The sequence below is a fragment of the Actinomadura hibisca NBRC 15177 genome (genome assembly GCF_001552635.1).
Classification (GTDB): domain Bacteria; phylum Actinomycetota; class Actinomycetes; order Streptosporangiales; family Streptosporangiaceae; genus Spirillospora; species Spirillospora hibisca.
Window position 1 is genome coordinate 18,005 of the sequence record NZ_BCRO01000053.1, and the last position, 17,031, is coordinate 35,035.

At 69.9% G+C, this 17,031-nt stretch carries 16 protein-coding genes and 1 tRNA gene; 8 read left to right on the forward strand and 9 right to left on the reverse strand.

The window, feature by feature from the left end:
* The first annotated feature begins 19 nt into the window (after window positions 1–19).
* The gene (locus AH6_RS24935) at window positions 20–2,074 is read left to right on the forward strand and encodes a nuclease-related domain-containing DEAD/DEAH box helicase (protein WP_067484058.1); all 2,055 of its coding nucleotides are present in this window, start codon (window positions 20–22) and stop codon (window positions 2,072–2,074) included.
* Here AH6_RS24935 and AH6_RS44035 read toward each other — a convergent pair.
* Window positions 2,065–2,358 carry a hypothetical protein gene (locus tag AH6_RS44035; RefSeq protein ID WP_157431691.1) on the reverse strand — a complete coding sequence of 98 codons (294 nt, stop codon included), beginning with the start codon at window positions 2,356–2,358 and terminating at the stop codon, window positions 2,065–2,067. The two genes, AH6_RS24935 and AH6_RS44035, sit on opposite strands and share 10 nt — an antisense overlap.
* A gap of 157 nt (window positions 2,359–2,515) precedes the next feature.
* Complete coding sequence (locus AH6_RS24940; protein WP_067484060.1) at window positions 2,516–2,974, reverse strand: ATP-binding protein; 459 nt, start codon at window positions 2,972–2,974, stop codon at window positions 2,516–2,518.
* A gap of 377 nt (window positions 2,975–3,351) precedes the next feature.
* Here AH6_RS24940 and AH6_RS24945 point away from each other — a divergent pair, with 377 nt between their 5' ends.
* The 3 genes from AH6_RS24945 (at window position 3,352) to AH6_RS24955 (ending at window position 5,763) form a co-directional block, all read left to right on the forward strand.
* Window positions 3,352–4,203, forward strand: coding sequence for a helix-turn-helix domain-containing protein (locus tag AH6_RS24945; RefSeq protein WP_067484062.1), 852 nt, complete (start codon window positions 3,352–3,354; stop codon window positions 4,201–4,203).
* Window positions 4,196–4,396: a DUF397 domain-containing protein gene (locus tag AH6_RS24950; protein WP_067484064.1), complete on the forward strand. Its 201-nt coding sequence runs from the start codon at window positions 4,196–4,198 to the stop codon at window positions 4,394–4,396. The genes AH6_RS24945 and AH6_RS24950 overlap by 8 nt, the downstream gene beginning before the upstream one ends.
* Before the next feature lie 110 nt (window positions 4,397–4,506).
* Window positions 4,507–5,763: a PucR family transcriptional regulator gene (locus AH6_RS24955; RefSeq protein ID WP_083983424.1), complete on the forward strand. Its 1,257-nt coding sequence runs from the start codon at window positions 4,507–4,509 to the stop codon at window positions 5,761–5,763.
* Between the two features lies 1 nt (window position 5,764).
* Here AH6_RS24955 and AH6_RS24960 read toward each other — a convergent pair whose 3' ends face one another.
* Complete coding sequence (locus AH6_RS24960; RefSeq protein ID WP_157431692.1) at window positions 5,765–7,228, reverse strand: sigma-70 family RNA polymerase sigma factor; 1,464 nt, start codon at window positions 7,226–7,228, stop codon at window positions 5,765–5,767.
* Window positions 7,229–7,407: 179 nt separating this feature from the next.
* Entirely contained in the window at window positions 7,408–8,010 is a 603-nt protein-coding gene (locus AH6_RS24965; protein WP_067484068.1) for a TetR/AcrR family transcriptional regulator, read from the reverse strand.
* Between the two features lie 151 nt (window positions 8,011–8,161).
* Between AH6_RS24965 and AH6_RS24970 the strand changes: the two genes are divergently transcribed.
* Both AH6_RS24970 and AH6_RS24975 read left to right on the forward strand, forming a co-directional pair.
* Entirely contained in the window at window positions 8,162–8,608 is a 447-nt protein-coding gene (locus tag AH6_RS24970; protein WP_157431693.1) for a hypothetical protein, read from the forward strand.
* Window positions 8,609–8,624: 16 nt separating this feature from the next.
* Window positions 8,625–9,836: a cytochrome P450 gene (locus AH6_RS24975; protein ID WP_067484072.1), complete on the forward strand. Its 1,212-nt coding sequence runs from the start codon at window positions 8,625–8,627 to the stop codon at window positions 9,834–9,836.
* A gap of 53 nt (window positions 9,837–9,889) precedes the next feature.
* Here the strand turns inward: AH6_RS24975 and AH6_RS24980 are convergent, their stop codons facing one another.
* Entirely contained in the window at window positions 9,890–10,282 is a 393-nt protein-coding gene (locus AH6_RS24980) for a hypothetical protein (RefSeq protein ID WP_067484074.1), read from the reverse strand.
* Window positions 10,283–10,428: 146 nt separating this feature from the next.
* Window positions 10,429–13,704, reverse strand: a complete 3,276-nt coding sequence (locus AH6_RS24985; protein WP_067484076.1) for a phospholipase D family protein — start codon at window positions 13,702–13,704, stop codon at window positions 10,429–10,431.
* 420 nt (window positions 13,705–14,124) lie between these two features.
* On the opposite strand from AH6_RS24985, the gene AH6_RS42700 reads away from it, so the two are divergent.
* Window positions 14,125–14,823: a class I SAM-dependent methyltransferase gene (locus AH6_RS42700; protein ID WP_157431694.1), complete on the forward strand. Its 699-nt coding sequence runs from the start codon at window positions 14,125–14,127 to the stop codon at window positions 14,821–14,823.
* A 60-nt stretch (window positions 14,824–14,883) separates the two neighbouring features.
* On the opposite strand, the gene AH6_RS24990 is transcribed toward AH6_RS42700, so the two are convergent.
* The 3 genes from AH6_RS24990 to AH6_RS25000 all read right to left on the reverse strand — a co-directional run bounded on the left by AH6_RS24990 (window position 14,884) and on the right by AH6_RS25000 (window position 16,521).
* Complete coding sequence (locus AH6_RS24990; protein WP_067484078.1) at window positions 14,884–15,696, reverse strand: DUF6928 family protein; 813 nt, start codon at window positions 15,694–15,696, stop codon at window positions 14,884–14,886.
* 236 nt (window positions 15,697–15,932) lie between these two features.
* Complete coding sequence (locus AH6_RS42705) at window positions 15,933–16,193, reverse strand: hypothetical protein (protein WP_083983425.1); 261 nt, start codon at window positions 16,191–16,193, stop codon at window positions 15,933–15,935.
* Between the two features lie 256 nt (window positions 16,194–16,449).
* Window positions 16,450–16,521, reverse strand: a tRNA-Arg gene (locus tag AH6_RS25000).
* 108 nt (window positions 16,522–16,629) lie between these two features.
* Here AH6_RS25000 and AH6_RS25005 point away from each other — a divergent pair.
* The gene (locus tag AH6_RS25005; RefSeq protein ID WP_373861790.1) at window positions 16,630–17,013 is read left to right on the forward strand and encodes a response regulator transcription factor; all 384 of its coding nucleotides are present in this window, start codon (window positions 16,630–16,632) and stop codon (window positions 17,011–17,013) included.
* Window positions 17,014–17,031: the final 18 nt, after the last annotated feature.

Sequence of the window (17,031 nt, forward strand, 5' to 3'; positions counted from 1 at the left end):
GATATTCGGGGAGGGCACGATGGCGGCCGGCGGGTCGGCGGGAGAACAAGGGCGGCGGGCGCGGGCCCAGGCGCTGGAATTGGCGCGCCGCTCGCGCGAGGCGTACGCGCTGGCGAGCCGGTACGAGGCCGCCGCCGAGGCCGAGCGGCAGGTCGCCGCGAGCCTGATGGGCCTCACCGCCGTGGGCTGGAAATTGCTGGTCGACCGCCGCTGGCCCGGGACCAGGTCGGCCAACGTCGACATGCTCCTGATCGGCCCCGCCGGGGTCTTCGTCATCGACGTCAAGCGCTGGCGGAACGCGCCCGCCGTTAAAGACGGACACCTGCTGGCGGGCACGGAACCCCGCGACGGAGAGATCGCCAAGCTGCTGGCGATGACCCGCACCGCCGAGGAGAAGGTCGCCTCCCTGGGCATGTCGCCCGTCGCGCTCCGCCCGCTCATGGTGTTCGCCGGGCACCGCCTCGACACCACGCTCGGCCATGTCCGCCTGCTCGGACACCCCGACGCGGTGCACGCCCTGCTCGCCGAACCGAAGCGGCTGACGCCCCAGATGGTGCGCGCGGTGACCGGCGTACTTGAGGACGCCTTCCCCGTCTACGAGACCGCCGACCTGGGCGAACGGCCGGTCGAGCCCGCCCCCGCCGCCGAGGCCGGGACGCTCTTCGACACCGAGGAGGTCGAGAAGGCCGCCCTGGCGTCGGCGCTGCACGCCCCGATCGAGAACTGGATGACCTTCCTGCACCCCGACCAGGTGGCCGTCACCCGGCGCGACTGGAGCGGTCCGGCCCGCGTCAGCGGCCCCGCCGGGACGGGCAAGACGGTCGTCGGCCTGCACCGCGCCGCGCACCTGGCCGCGCGCGGGCACGGCCGCGTCCTGTACGTCACCTTCGCCAACAACCTGCCCCGCGTGCAGGCGCAGCTCTTCCGCCGCATGGCCGGGGCCTTCGCCGACCGGGTGGAGTTCACCAGCCTGCACGCCTGGGCCAACACGTTCCTGACACAGCGCGGCATCACGCCCCGCCTGAACGGGGACCGGGCCGACGACGCCTTCTACCGCGCCTGGATCCAGATCGGCCGCGACAGCCCGCTCACCGACATCGACCCCTCGCCCGTCTACTGGCGCGACGAGATCCACCACGTCATCAAGGGCCGCGGCCTGACCTCCCTGGAGGAGTACCGCACCATCGCGCGCCCCGGCCGCCGCACCGCGCTCCAGGCGGCGCACCGCGAGGCGGCCTGGCTGCTGTACGAGGAGTACGAGATGTTGCGCGCCGGACGCGGCGTCAGCGACTTCAACGACGTCCTCACCGCCGCCCTGGAGGAGGTGCGCCAGCGCCCTGCCGACCCGCCCTACGCCTCCGTGATCGTGGACGAGGTGCAGGACCTCACCCTCGTCGGAGTGAAGCTGCTGCACGCCTTGGCCGGCGACGAGCCCAACGGCCTGCTGCTGATCGGCGACGGCCAGCAGGCGGTGTACCCGGGCGGGTTCCGGCTGGCCGAGGCGGGCATCGGCATCAAGGGTCGGGCCACGGTGCTGCGCACCAACTACCGCAACGCCGACGAGATCCTGGCCGCCGCCATGGACCTGGTGTCCGACGACCCGTTCGACGACCTCGACGGCCCCAGCCCCAACGGCCGCCGCACCGTCGAGACGGTCTACAACGACGGCCGGGTCGTCCGCGCGCAGGCCCCGACGGGCACCGAGCACGACAAGCAGCTCGTGGAAGCCGTGCGGAACGTCCCCGACCTGGCGGGAGCGGCCGTCTTGTGCCCTTCCCGCCGCGACCTTGAGGCGTGCGCCCGCCTGTTCCGGAACGCCGGAGTGCCCGTCCTCAGCCTGGAGCACTACGACGGACGCCCCGTCGAGGCCGTCAAGCTGGGCACCTACCGCCGGGCCAAGGGCCTGGAGTTCAAGTACGTGTTCCTGCCCCGACATGACGCGGCCCTGCCCGTCGCCGAACCTGGCAATGCCGCCGCCGGAGAACGCGCCGAGCTGGCCCGCCGCCAGCTGTTCGTGGGCATGACGAGGGCCCGCGACCTGCTCTGGCTCGGCTCGGTCGTCACTCAGCGGTGATGCACCCCGCGCACCCGCCGCCCGAGCCATCCACCGCGCCGCCGCCGCACGGGCGGCCGGGCCGCGACGGGAGCGCGGATCGCATCGGGGGCGCGGGGTGCGGCCGTCGGACGCGGAGTGGTCTGGTGGGCGAGATCGCGCAACGCGCGGTCCAGGTCGGCGGGTGACGCGGCCTCGACCAGCCGACCGTCCGCCATCGCCCACCATGAGCCGGTGGACCTGCCCCACCAGAAACAGACGCCGGGAAAGCGCCGGTGCAGCTCGTTCAGGATGTGGGGAAGCACGATGCCGCCTCTCCGATGCGGATCGGAAGGGGGTCGTGCGGCCGGTGCGCGTCGGGGGGACGGGCACCGACCGCACGACGTCCGGCCCGTAGGCCGGGGAAGGCGTCTCCGGGACGTCCGGGCTCCCCCTCCCGGGACGTCGCCGGAGACGCCGGGTTCAGTGGTCGACGACCGCCCAGGCCAGTCGGCCGTCCGGGGTGTCGCGGTGCCCGTGCTCGGCGGCGCAGGCCGCGACGATGGCGAGCCCGCGCCCGTGGTCCTCAGGGTGGTCGGGCCCCCAGCGACCGGGCCCGGCGGACGCGCCCGCGTCCAGGACGGTGAACGTCGTGCGGCCCGCCTCGCACAGCAGCCCGACCCTGATCCGGCCGCCGACGTCACCGCTGGCGCTGTGCCACAGGGCGTTGGTGGTGTACTCGCCCGCGATCAGCTCGACGGTCCCGGCCAGCTCGGGGTCGTTCGCGAGCAGGAGACGTACCCAGCGGCGCACGACGGGGACGGCCTCGGCCAGCCCCGGCACGTCCACGCTCCACGACTGTGCGGGCGTCGGCGTGTCACCGTCGGCCTGCTCCTGGCCGCCGCCCCTTCGGGCGCGGCCGACCAGCGGACGGCGCGGCACGGAGAATCCGAGCCGTTCCTTCCTGTGGATAAGCGGTGCGGCCAGGCCCGCAAGGGTTAATCTCATATTCGTCTCCAGTGAGGGGATGGAAGCCGTGCGGCCGGGTCCGGGGCTCCAATCCAGAGCCCGGCCGCACGGCGGCCTCTACGCGCATGGCCGCGCCTTCTTGCGCCCGACGCCGGGAGTTTTGTCCCCCGGCGGTCGACCACGCCTGCCACTCGCAGCGTCTGTGCAGAAAGTGATCTTTCCGTCACGCTGTGCGTACATCGGTAATCATCACTCCGTACTAATCATGATCACAAGTAGAAAGACTAAAATTTCTTAGTGATCTCTAAATTTGGCTGATCTGGTCTGTTTGAAGAGGGCATTCTGGTGCCATGGTGCTGCCCCACAACCCCACCGTTCGCGGCCGACGCCTTGCGAGAGAGCTTCGCGAACTGCGCGAACAGGCTGATTTGCGCCTCGACGATGCTGCCCAGAGACTCGGCTGGAATCGGCAGAAAGTACTTCGAATCGAGAAGGCGATCACTAAGGCCAGCCCTGCCGACCTGAACGCCATCCTGGATTTGTATGGAGTGTCCAGTCCCAAGCGGGAAGCTCTCATCCAACTCTCCAAGGACGCCTGGAAGCGTGGGTGGTGGACCGCCTACAGGGACATCTACGCCGGTACCTACCTGTCCTTGGAGGATGAGGCCAGTCGGGTCGTCGAGTGGCAACCCCTCGTGGTGCCGGGCATCTTTCAAACGCCGGACTACGCCCGTGAGGTGACCTCCGCGTTCACCAATGACCCCAACGACATCGATCGTCGAGTGGCCGCCAGGATGACCAGGAGATCGTTGCTGGCTCGGACACCCGCCCCCGAACGTCACGTCGTCCTCGATGAAGCGGTGCTTTGCCGCTGGATCGGTGGGCGTGAGATCATGCGCGCTCAGTTCGAGTCGCTGCTCGCCGACTCCAGGCGGGCGAACGTGACCATGCAGGTGCTGCCCTACGAGCGGGGGCGCCACCCCGGTCTCAACGGGGCGTTCACCTTGCTGATGTTCGAGCCTGGAGTGGATCCGGACATCGTCTACCTGGAGACATCGGGAGGCGGCATCTACCTGGAAGCCGAGAATGATGTGGCTCGGCATAGAGTCGCCTTCGAAGAGCTTTCTGGGTTGGCGATGTCGCCTGAGGAGTCCAGAGAGCGCGTCGAAGAGGCGGTTAGGGAGCTTGCAACGGATGAGTGAACGGTTCCGTCCAGCTTGGCGGCGGTCTTCTCGTAGCACCGACGGCGAGAACTGCGTCGAAGTGGCCGGGATGCCCGCCGAGATCGCCGTCCGTGACAGCAAGGACCCCGGCGGCCCTCGTCTCCTCGTGCCCCGGCGCGCCTGGCGCACCCTCCACGAGGACATCAGGGCCGGGGCCTACGACCTGGACTGAACCCGCTGGCGGAGCTTTACAGCCGTCGCCAAGATTTTCGGCGAAAGTCCGTAATCGGCAGCGAGGTTCCCCGTCTCTCCTGCACGTCGTTCTCGTGAAGGAGATTCCGGATGTCTGACCTCAGCCAGGCGGTCCCCCTTCCCCAGCGCCGCATCGAGCTCGGTCTCTCGTTCGACTGCGCCGACCGGATCGCCGCGGACCTCCGGGACCACGTGCCGGGCATCGCGGCCGAGGCGGCGCGCCGGATCGAGAAGGAGCTGCCCGAGTTCCTGCGGCCCCAGGACCCCAGGTACGCCGAGGCGCTCGGGCTGGGCGTCGAGTACGCCATCGGCCACTTCCTGGAGCTGATGGCCGATCCCGACGTCAGCTCCGCCGACATCCTGCGCTTCTGGCGGCGTATCGGGGCGGGGGAGGCCAGCGAAGGGCGCTCCCTGGACGCCTGGCAGGCGGCAATGAGGATCGGTGCCGGTGTCGCGGTCGAGCGGCTCACCGAGTACGCCGAGATCCTCGGGCACCGGGCCAGCGCCGCCACGGTCGCCGCCATCGCCAACGCCGTCTTCGGCTACATCAACCAGCTCGCCGCCGTCGTCGCCGAAGGGCACGCCGACGCCGAGAACGACGCGGCGGGCACCACGCAGGGCCAGCGGCGGCGGCTCCTCGACCTGCTGCTCACCCGGCCCGTGCCCGACCAGCGCGACCTCGCCGAGGTCGCGCGCCGGGCCGCCTGGCCGCTGCCCCGCACGGTCGCCGCCGTCGCCCTGCGCGAGCGGCGTTCGGGCAGCCGCGCGCCCGCCCTGCCCACCGACCTGCTGTCCGGCTTGCACCTGGCCGAACCCTGTCTGGTCGTGCCCGACCCCGACGGCCCCGGCCGCGCCCAGGCCCTGGAGCGGCACCTGCGCGGGTGGAGCGCCGCCGTCGGTCCCACCGTCGAGGTGGCCGCGCTCGCCACGTCGTTGCGCTGGGCCCGGCAGGCGCTGGAGCTGGCGGCCGAGGGGCTGATCGACGACGGGCGGCCCGTCATCGTCGAGCAGCACATGCCGATCATCGTGATGATGCAGGAACGCGAGCTGGTCGAGCGCGTGATCCAGCGGCGGCTGGCCCCCCTGTTCACGGTCCGGCCTGCGCAGCGCTACCGGCTGGCCGAGACGTTGCTGGTGTCGCTGGAGTGCGGGTTCAACGCCACCGAGGTCGCCGGGCGGCTGCACCTGCACGCCCAGACCGTCCGCTACCGGTTGCGCCAGCTCGGCGAGCTGTTCGGTGACACTTTGCACGCCACGTCGGGACGCCTGGAGCTGCACATGGCGCTGGAGGCGTGGCTCACCCTGAACGCCGAGGCCGCGCCCTGCGCCCAGCTCCGCACCGGATGACTCAGGCGCCCTCGACGGTCCAGCCCTGCGCGGCCACCCCGGCGAACGACGACGGCTTCAACGTCACCGGCCGCAACCCCGACCAGCTCGCCTGGAGGAACCAGCCGTCGCCGTTGGCCAGGCGGGTGACGCCGGGGTTGAGCTGCACCATCTTCCAGACCTGGTTCGGGCCGCCGCACGCCGCCGTCGTCACGGTGTACTCCGCGCCGCCCTCCCACGGCACGCCCGGCGCGGACCGGCCCCGCGCCATGCACTTGCCCGTGGACGCGCTGGCCAGCGTGAACCCGCCCGCCACGTTCTTGCGCCGCCAGGTGGCCTCCGCGCCGCTGCACACGCGCCGCTGCACGACGTCCGCGCCGTCGGGCACCAGGCACGAGCGCAACGTCGTGTTCCGGATGACGGAGGCGGTCCCCGCGCCCGCCCCGCCGCCAGCTCCGGGCCCCGGACGCCCCGGCTCGGCACCGGCGCGCCGCTTCGGCACCTTGGGCTTCTTCGGCACGAGCGTCTGCCCCGCCGGAGCAGGATCCGGGAGCGTCGGGATCGGTGTCGCGGCGGCCGACGGCGGCCCGGACGACGGAAGCGGCGACGAGGCGTCCGGCGGTTTGGCCGGTCCGTCCCCGATCGTCGTGAACAGCAGCGCCGCGATCACCGCCGCGGCCCCCGCCACCCCCGCCGGGACGACCCACCCCGGCAGGCCCGCGGCCGCCGCCGGGATCTGAACCCCCGACGGCGCGTCCAGCATGATGAGACCGATCGGCAGCAGCGACCGCAACCGCCCGTTGAGGTCGGCCATCTCCTGCGACGCGCGCCGACATCGGTCGCACGACTCCAGATGCCGCCGCAACGCCCGGCTCCGCCGCCGCCCCGGACGGCGCATGCTCGCGGCCAGCTGCGCGGTGAACTGCGCGCAGTCGGGATGCCCCTCGACGCTGGCGGCCAGGAACGCCAGCCGCAACCCCTCGCGCGCCCGGAACGACAGCTGGGTGACGGCCCCCGCCCCCATGCCCAGCAGCTCGGCGACCCGCTGGACGGGCTCGTCCTCGATGACGGTGTGCCACAACACCGTCTGCCAGCGTTCGGGCAACGACCGGAAGGCGCGCACGAGCGTGTCGCGCTCGTCGACGTCCGGCAGCTCCTCGGCGGGCAGGTCGGCCCACTGCGCGACCTCGTCGGTCACCACCGTGCGGCGTCCGGCCCGCGCCCAGTCGACGGCGGTGTTGCGGACGACGGTGTACAGGTAGGGGCGGCACGCCTCGCGCGGCCCGCGCCCCTCGCGCAGCGCGGCGAACGTCCGGGCGAACGCCTCGCTGGTCAGGTCCTCGGCCAGGTGCTGGTCGCGGACCAGTCCGCGCGCGTACGCGAGCACGGCGGCGTGGTGCCGCCGGTAGAGCTCGCCCGACGCCCGCTCGTCGCCCGTCCGGGCCGCCGTCATCAGATCGGCGTCCGACTCTGGTGCCCCGCCCATCACCACCACGCAATCAAACCCAAGGCCCGCATTCCGCCACAACCCTCGCCGGTCATCAGGCGATCACTAGAAGACGTGCTACGGCTGCGATGATTACGGTCTTTTGAGGTTTTTCTACTCCCAGTGGCCTCAACAGGCCAGGGGTGCGGCACGGGGAATACGGGGCCAATCGGCGCGGATCAGTCGCGCATGCCCGCCATGAGACGGCCGATCACCTGGGTGTACTCCTCGCGGACGCGTGGTTTGTCCGGCTCCGGGGCCTCGGCGAGCGCCATCCCGGCCGCGCCGAGGACGTGGAAGACCACGTGGGCCGTCGGTTCCAGCGGCAGGGGCGCGAGGCCGCCGTCCGCCATGAGGCGGCGCAACAACCGCTCGATGAAGCCGTAGGCGTACTCGGCCTCGCACTCCCGCCACCGCTGCCAGCCCAGCGCGATGGGGGCCTCCTGCCAGACCAGCCGCCCGTAGACGGGGTCGCAGCAGCCGTCGAGGAACCGGTTCAGCGCGGCGATCGCGGCGTCCCAGGCGTCGGCCTTCCGCTCGGCGGCCTCGACGAGGGCGCGCATCATGTCGCCTTCGAGCCGCTCGAACACCGCCTGGAACAGGGCGGTCTTGTTGGCGAAGTGGTGGTAGACCGCGCCGCGCGTTGCGCGGATGTCGGCGGCGACGTCCTCCAGGGACGTGCCGCCGAAGCCGTGCTCGGCGAACCGGCGGGTGGCCGCGTCCAGGAGCGCCGCGCGGGTCTCCTCGGAGTACTGCTCGCGGCGGCTCTTGACGGTCGGCATGCGGCCCACCCTATGACATGCGCCGTGTACGTCACAGACGCCGCGAAGGTTCCCGACGATCAGGTGACGCTCCCCACCCTTGACGCGCCCCGCCGCGGGTCGTAGGAACACATACATAGCGTATGTCTCCAACGCCAAGTAGGTGCCCACCATGTCGTGGAACAGCACACACCGCCGCCACCGCCTGGTCCGGACCGTCCTCGACGAGGTCGCGCGGACCGGCGCGCCGGAGATTCCGGCCCACCGGGGCGCGGAGATCGACGCGGAGTTCGGCGGCCCCGGCGAGTTCCTGCTGGAGGTCCAGCGCCGCTGGTACCGGGCCTTCGACGCCCGCCTGGACGCCCTGCTCGAACGCTGGCCGTCCGAGGTCCGCACCGCCCTGGTCCGGCTGTGGCACGACCTCGCCGCGGCGACGCCGGGGGAGCGCCTGCTCCTGGACGCGCACGTCGACCACTCCGACCTCGCCGCCCTGCACGCCCACCACCGCCGGATGCTCCGCTGGGCGACCGGCGTCGACCTGCCCCTCATCCCGTCCGCGCCCGCGCCCGCACGCCGGGCGCCGAGATGCCGCCTGCTGTCCCACGCGGCCGCGACCTGACCCCGGAGGCGAACCGATGACCGAGACACCCTTGCTGTTCAACCCGTTCGAGCCCGGCTTCACCGACGACCCCTACCCCGCCTACCGGCGCATGCGGGAGACCGACCCGGTGCACGAGCACCCGTTCGGCATGTGGATCGTGACCCGCTACGAGGACGTGGTGACGGTCCTGCGCTCCCGCCTGTCGGTCGACGAGCGGCAGGTCACCGGCGGCCTGCTGCGCGAGCAGTACGACGAGCTGATCGACGGCGGCGCCCGCATCGTGCTCGGCCTGTCCATGCTCGACCGCGACCCGCCCGACCACACCCGGCTGCGCTCGCTGGTGGCCAAGGTGTTCACCCCGCGCTCGGTCGCGGCCCTGGAACCGGAGATCACCGCGCTGGTGGCGGAGTCCCTCGACCGGATCGCGGCCGACGGCGGCGGCGACCTGGTGGAGTCGCTGGCGTTCCCGCTGCCGTTCGCGGTGATCTCCCGGATGCTCGGCATGCCGCCGACCGACCACCTGCGCATCCGCGAGCTGAGCGGCTGGCTGGTGCGCTCGCTGGAGCCGGTGCCCGACCCCGACACGCTGCGGCGGATCGCCGAGGCCGCCGACGAGCTGGTCGGCATCGCCCGCGAGCTGATCGCCCACAAGCGCGCCCACCCGGCCGACGACCTGTTCAGCGCCCTGATCGCCGCCGAGCAGGACGGCGACCGCCTCAGCGACGAGGAGCTGATCGCCCAGCTCGTCCTGCTGTACGTGGCCGGGCACGAGACGACCGTGAACCTGATCTCGGGCGGCGTCCTGGCCCTGCTGCGCCACCCCGACCAGCTCGCCCTGCTGCGCGAACGCCCGGACCTGGCGGCGAACGCGGTGGAGGAGATGTTGCGCTACGACAGCCCGGTGCAGCAGAGCCGCCGCATCACGACCGAGCCGTTCACGCTGGCGGGCAAGGAGATCCCGGCGGGGACGTTCGTCGCCGTCAGCCTGGCCTCGGCCAACCGCGACGAGGGGTTCTGGGGCCCGGACGCGGACCAGTTGCGGATCGACCGGGAGAACGCGCGCCAGCACGTGTCGTTCAGCTCGGGCGTGCACCACTGCCTGGGCGCGGCCCTGGCGCGCCTGGAGGGCCGGGTGGCGGTGGAACGCCTGGTGAACCGCTTCCCGAACCTGGCCCTGGCGGGCGAGCCGGAATGGAACGGCCGCATCAACCTGCGAGGCCCCGCGACCCTCCCGATCACGGTCTGAAACGAGGGACTCCCCGCACACCCTCGCGGGCGTGCGGGGAGTCCGAACGTCGACTAGCTGTAGAAGGTGACGGTCCCGCGGCTGATCGTGGTGCCGCGCTCGCCCCAGTAGCTCCAGATCTCGGCGCGGTACTGGGTGTCCTCGTAGGCGCTGGACAGGCTGCGGCAGGTGGCGCCGGAGGTGCCGCCCGAGGCGTAGTTGGAGTTCTTGTCGGTCCAGTTGTGGCTCGGCCCGGACTGGCTGATCGGGGTCAGCTTGACCGTGATCGAGCGCAGGCCCTCGGTGTTGTACGCCTGCGCGCAGAACTGGTCGGTGGTGTCGTTGTAGCTGACGGTGCCGTCGCCGACCGCCTTGTTGAAGGTGTTGGCCAGGGCCGGCTGCGCGAAGGTCAGGCCCACCGTCGCGATGCCGGCGCCCACCGCGGCCGTCCTGAGGAGCTTCTTCATCCCATTCCCCTTCCGACTGGAGCGGACCGTGCGCCGCCCGCAGTCGATCTTGAAACGGGGGACGGCCCCGGCAAAAGATCTTGGACCCACTGTTCACGGACCGGCCACGCGGCGGCCATCGGTCATGACCGCCGCGTGGCGCGCCGTCACTGCCGGTAGGGGAAGGTCTTGCCGTCGTTGTGCTCCTCGATGAGGTGGACCAGGAAGTCGAGCCGCCCGACCGCGTCCCCGGCCGTCTGGTGGCCGACGGCCGACGGCTTGGTGGTCTCGATCTTGCCGGGCAGCGAGCCGGGCTCGAACAGGCCCTCGGTGGCGAAGGTGCTGTCGGGCTTGTAGGGGATCCCGTTGGGCGTGTGCGTGCCGGGCACCGCGCCGAAGAACGGGTCGGGGATCAGCGAGCACACCGGGGTGAGGTCCGGCTTCGTCGCTTTCTGGAGGGCGGCGAAGAGCTTGTCGCTCCAGCCCTCCCCGAAGTCGGTCCACGGGCGGCCGAGGACCATGTGGGCGAGGCGGCCCAGGTGCCACTGGACCGTCGGCCGGTGCAGGACCGCGACGTCCAGCTCCATGTCGTTGGTGAACGAGCGCCGGTTCATGTTGGCCGAGCCGCAGACCAGCAGGCAGTCGTCGTAGGTCTGGACCTTGGCGTGGACGTAGATCCCGGAGTTGCGGGCGTGGTTCCACGAGTCGAACACCAGCACCCGGTCACGGCCGCCCTGGTCGCCCAGCCCGTTCCACAACGTGGTCAGGGCGCGCTTGCGGTACCCCATCTCGGTGGACGGGCTGGTGGAGCCGTGCGCGGGCAGGACGACGACCAGCCGCAGCCCCGGCACGGTCGCGACCCGGTGCGCCAGGAGCCGGGCGAGCGGCTCGCTCCAGAAGTACTGGTCCCAGATGGTGATCAGCTTCTCCGCCCTGGCGACGGCGTTGGCCACGCCCGCCATGACGGTGAACTCGCCCCGGGTGAGCAGCGCGCCGCCCCGGTTGGCCCCCACCGGGATGGTCCGCCACATCTGGACGACCGCGTCCCCGCAGCGCGGCGGCGGCACGACCGGGCCCAGCGACGGGATCGCGACCGACTTGCCGGTCGGCGACGCCTTGGCGTTGCTGAACAGGACCCAGCCCTCGCCCTGGTACTTCTCCCAGAACTTGATCATGCTGATCTTGGGGTCGTACACCGCGACGTTGGCGGGCAGCCGCCAGCGCTCGTCGAACTGCTCCTCCAGCGTCCCGACGATGGGGCCCTCCAGCTTGAGGTGCTGGTCGTGCCAGTTGCGGGGCTGGCCGTAGACGTCCTGGGCCAGGTCCTCGGGGTACTGGCTCTTGACGTCGTCGGCGAAGGGGAAGGTCATCTCCTTGCCGCCGGTGGGCCGGGCGGCCCTGGGCCAGAAGTCGGCGGCGATCGGGATCGTCGACCCGGACTGCCAGTCGCCCTCGCCGGCCATGGCGTTGAGCGGGCGGCGGGCGTCGCGGCGGGTGAAGGCGAGGTCGACGCCGCCGCAGAACGCGACGTTGACCGAGCCGACCCGGACGATGACCGTCTTCTGGTGCAGCGACGAGGTGATCGACGACGCCGTGCGCAGGTCGAGCGCGCACACGCCGATGGGGTCGGCGGCTGCCCAGTCCTTCTTGGCGCACAGGTGGGCGTTCAGCTCCTCGACGGCGGCGGCGAGCGCGGCGTGCTGGCGGCGCTGCGCCTCCATGACGTAGCCCTGGTTGCTGGTGGGCATCCACACCATCACCCGGACCTTGATCCCGGCCGCCATGAGCCGGCCGATGAGGCCGAGCGCCGTCTGGTCCCGGGCGACGCTGCCGGTCTGGTCCTTCCACGAGCCGACGCCCCAGGGGTTGTCCTCCGACAGGTCGCGGAGCCCGTTGAGGAGCCAGTCGGCGATGTAGACGTGCCCGCGCTGGCCGGGCGGCGTCCCCAGCAACTCGGCCTCGGCGATGGCGGCCTCGAAGCAGTCGCGGATGGCGGCGAGGGTGTCGGCGCCGCCGATGAAGGGCGTGACGCGGTTGCCGTCGTCCCAAGGCTTGCGGCCGTACTGGGCGCGGGCGGCCATGGCGGTGCCGTCGCCCCAGGGACGGCCGTCGCCGGTGACGCTCTGGAAGTCGGGGGAGGTGTGGTGCAGGAGCCAGCGCTCGGGGCTGTCGTCGACGGTCTCACCGGCGTAGACGACCTGGGCGGTGCCGGTGATGCCGCAGGGGACGGGCTCGTCGTCGATCGTCGCCCGCCGGTGCACGGTGCCGTCGGGGCGGACCTCCAGGAGGGAACCGTCGTGCGCGGTCCCGAGCGAGACGATGGCGTGCCCGTCCGGGAGCTGGCTCCAGTCCTTCTGGAAGAGGTAGCGCTTGCTGGTGCCGTTCCCGAGCGGGGGACCGGCGGCGACGAAGGTGCCGTCGGAATCGACGATGGTGACGGAGTGCAGCCCGTTCCGGTTGGGAGCCTGCGCCCAGGCCCGCTTCTCCAGGGTGTACCGGTGGATCGTCGTGTCGCTGCTGACGGCGTAGACGGCCCCGGTGCGCGGCGAACCCGCGATGCTGACGACCTTGAACGCGGGCGCGGGCAGGTCCGACGGGGCCCACTTGACGTCGCCGTTGGGGATGACCTTGCCCAGGTAGAGCTTGCCGTCGTTGCCGAGCGCGAGGAGCTCGTCGCGGGCCAGGCCGCGGGTGAGGGAGACGAGACCCACCGGCGGCTTGCTGACCGCGCGCCACGGGGCCGGGGACGTGTAGCTGATGATCGGCTTGCGGTCGGGCTCGTTGGGCCGCTTCTCGGGGGTGACGCCGAGCAGGGCGCCGCCGGGCAGGGCGATGACGTTGGAGAGCTTGCGCGAACTCTCGATGACGCGCCAGCCGGACCGGTCGGGCGGGAGGTAGTAGAGATCGCCGGGCTCGTCCGGCTGCTTGTCCCAGGAGACGCCGAGCAGGGCGTCGTCGGCGAGCGCCTCCACGCGGGCGAGCCCGCAGAGGGGGATGTCGGGGCGCTGCTGCCAGGTCTTGAGGTCGGGGGTGCAGGACCAGAAGCGGCCCTTGTCGGTGAGGCAGAGGAGGGTGCCGTCGGGGAGGGTGGCGATGTCGGCGATGACGAGCTCGCCGGGAACGGTGACCTCGGTCCACTGCTTGGCGTAGGCGGAGCTGGCGCGGAAGAGCCGGCGGTTGTCGAGGCGGAGGAGCTCGCCGGAGCGGAGCTGGACGACGGCGTCCCACCTGCGGTTGGTGAGGTCGGGGATGTCGTCGGGGGAGGTGAGGGTGGCGTGGAGCCGGGGGCCGGAGTTGGGGGCGAGGGTGAGGAGTGAGCCGTTGTGGAGCATCACGCCGTCGGTGAGCAGGGGTTTGGCCTTATCCCAGATGCCCTTTTCGGTCCAGAACAAGAGCCCGGAAGTGACCTGAACGTTGCCGTTGGGCAGCAGACGGTAATACATGAATTTCTTCTACAATATCCGGGCTCGGATGCGGGGGGAGTGCAGCGTGACGGGACGGTTACAGTTGTCACCTGCTTTTGCCTCTTGCTTTTCGAGGCCGGGGCGCGACAAAAAGTTGATATTGCCACCAACGATCTTTCACGCTGCCCCCGGCGCGTGACGGCCTGGATGGCATTCCCGCTAGTCAGCGTCCCGAAAAAAGGACGAAGGCCCCCAAAAGGATAGATCGCAAGATCCGGGAATTTTCCCTGAGCAAGAGTTGGGCGGGCGTCCGACCGCCCCTGCGCAGAGGGGCGGCCCTGCCTAGAGGGCCCAGCGGGGAACCGATCAAGCCATGACCACTTAGTCGCGTTTTGTGCTTAACATCCCATTCGCGCGCCATCTGCCGTCCGCCCGCAACATGCGGCCATAATCATCCCCATGCCCCCCTTGCTGGACGACGCGGCCCTGGAAGGCTCATCGGTCGTCGCCAACTGCGCCATGAACCGCGAAAGGTCGCTGACCGGCTCGAACGGTTATGGCCGCGAACTCGGCCTGGACATCATGGAGGTCTTGGCGGAGCGCTGTACCCGATCGCCCCGTGTGCGGTGGCTGGACCTGTGCTGCGGAAGCGGCCGTGCCCTTCTGGAAGCCACCCAACTCACGGCCAAGGGAAACCTGGCGGAACAAGTGGAGATCGTCGGCCTGGACCTGGTGGACCACTTCCTGACAACCACCGTCCCCCGAACCCTGCGTCTGATCACCGGCTCGGCGACCGAGTGGGAGCCAAACGAAAAATTCGACCTGATCACATGCGTACACGGCCTGCACTACATAGGCGACAAACTAGGCGTACTAAAACGCGTCGCATCCTGGCTAACCAAAGACGGCGTATTCATCGCCAACCTCGACACCCGCTCAATCCGACGCTCAGACGGAACACCGGCCGGACGACAACTCACCTATGAGCTACGCCAACAAGGGTTCACCTACGACACCACCCGCCGCCGAATCTCCCGCGAAGGCAGCGGAAAAGTCCAATTCCCCTACCGATACCTCGGAGCCGACGACCAAGCCGGCCCGAACTACATCGGCCAACCCGCCGTAGACTCATTCTACGACCACGTTCACCAAAAATGACCGTGATGCAATCTCCGTACCCCGTTCACCCGCGCTTTCCCGACTGAACGACGCTCGCAGTTATCGCTGCTGACTTCCGCGTCGCGCTTTCGACACCAACGATGCCAACCAGGAAAAGCTCATTCGGCTCGGGGAACGTATCTCGCTCAATGAGCCATCAGGGCCGAACGTGAAGCGCCGTGGCTGCCCCATCGCCCTGACGGCTTCCTCCATGGCGGCATCATGCGCAACCACCTCATCCGGATCGGCGATCTGGAATCCAAGGAGTTCAATGCCATACGGATCGATGTCATCCGGTTCAGGCATGCCTTCCAAGATGAACCCCAACAGGGCGCGCAGCGCAGCCTCGCCGAGATCAAGCGGATGGAACGGCAACGGGTACGGCTCTTCCGACCAGTCCGGATCATCCGGAACCGGATGCTCGCCGGCCCAGAAGCTCTCTTCGAAGGGAAGCGGGTCACCGATGTCTTCCATGATCCCGTTGTCAGGAGACAGGCTCAACGAACGGACCAACTGCCCGTCCTCCCACACGGCGAAGGCCAACCAGTCGACGACGCTGTGCATCGCGTGGAGAACCAGCCTGCGTCCCGCACTGGCTTCGACCAGATGACCCGCAAGCTCTGAGGGATGGTCGAGCATCACCCGCTGATCACAGACGACGTCGACTCCAGGAAAGCTCCCGGCATACACCGTCCCCGGGCTCGGATAACAGCCGTCGCCAAGAGAGGACGGCTCACCCTCCCGAACCACCCTGCCGGGATAGAGCCGCTCAACCAGAGCAGCGGCTTGCGCGGGGCCGGGCGCGGACGCCGCGCGAAGAGCCTGACTGATCTCACCGTCGGCGTAGATCAGCAATCCGGTCTTGGCTCCCATGCCCGCTCCTCACGCCAAACCCACAACGACGCAGGAGCGTACCCGTCAGGTAAGACAGCCCAGACTGCATGCGGCAAGCAGCCCTAACCCTGAGTCTCTGAACAACTCACAGCTACTTGGTGTGAGCTCAGGCAGAGACGAACCGCCAACCCTCATTAGCAGCTTTGCGACTGGACCATTTGCCTAAGTCGGACAGCCAGCGGCCATGCGCTGCCGGCTGTCAGTGAACAGAATCATCAGCGTTTTCGTGAGCCTGAAGCACGCTCGCCCTGCTGGATCCGCCGTCCTTCGTGCCTGGCGTGCTGACCGGCCCTGGATCGCTGGGCGCGGTCGATGAGCACGACAAGAGGATCGGAGAAGTGCTCATACAGTTCGACTTCGAAGGGGTCATGGTCATACTCGGTGAGTCGGCCGAGCGCTTCCTTGTCCTGCTCGACAGTGCCTCGGCGGCGAACCTGGTCTCGCCATATCCGGCCGCTCACTTCCGCCTCGTCCACACAACGACGCTACACCGGTTACATGCTTATCCCCAGTGATACGCCAAGTGCATCAACGGTGACGGAGGCATCTGTCCAGCCCGCTGCTCTGCGCGCGAATGGCCCGGCTCACCTCTGCGGGCTCCGCCCGGGGATCGCGCGGTGCTGGTCATGTCCTTCGGTGAATACGGATAATCCGTAACTTGCGCAGAAAATGCAACAAACCCCGGTGACCGTTGTTCTGGCTGGTCAACCGGGGTTCTGCTTTTCTGGAAGGTGCCCCCTGCAGGATTCGAACCTGCGCACACGGCTCCGGAGGCCGTTGCTCTATCCCCTGAGCTAAGGGGGCCCTGCGCTGGTCGTTCGGCGCGAGAAGAAGGCTACCAGGGTTGGCGGGCTCGTGCGTACGTGGGTGTTCGCCGTGCGTCGGGGGCCCCGGTCGACTAACTTCGAGGCCGTGACCGAGCCACTGGGACGCGTGCTGGTCGTCGACGACGATGAGGTGATCCGGCAGCTCATCGCCGTCAACCTGCAACTTGAAGGGTTCGAGGTCGCGACGGCGGTGGACGGGCAGGACTGCCTCGACCGGGTCGGGGACGTGGCGCCCGATGTGATCACGCTGGACGTCATGATGCCGCGGCTGGACGGGTGGGTCACCGCCGCGCGGCTGCGGGAGGATGAGGCGACTCAGCACATCCGGGTCGTCATGATCACCGCGCGGGCGCAGGACCATGATGTCCGGCGCGGGTACGAGATCGGTGTCGACGCCTACGTGACCAAGCCCTTTGACCCCAACCACCTGATCCAGACCGTGCGCAAACTCGCTTCGGTGTCCAGATAGTGGTCGGCTAGTCTCACG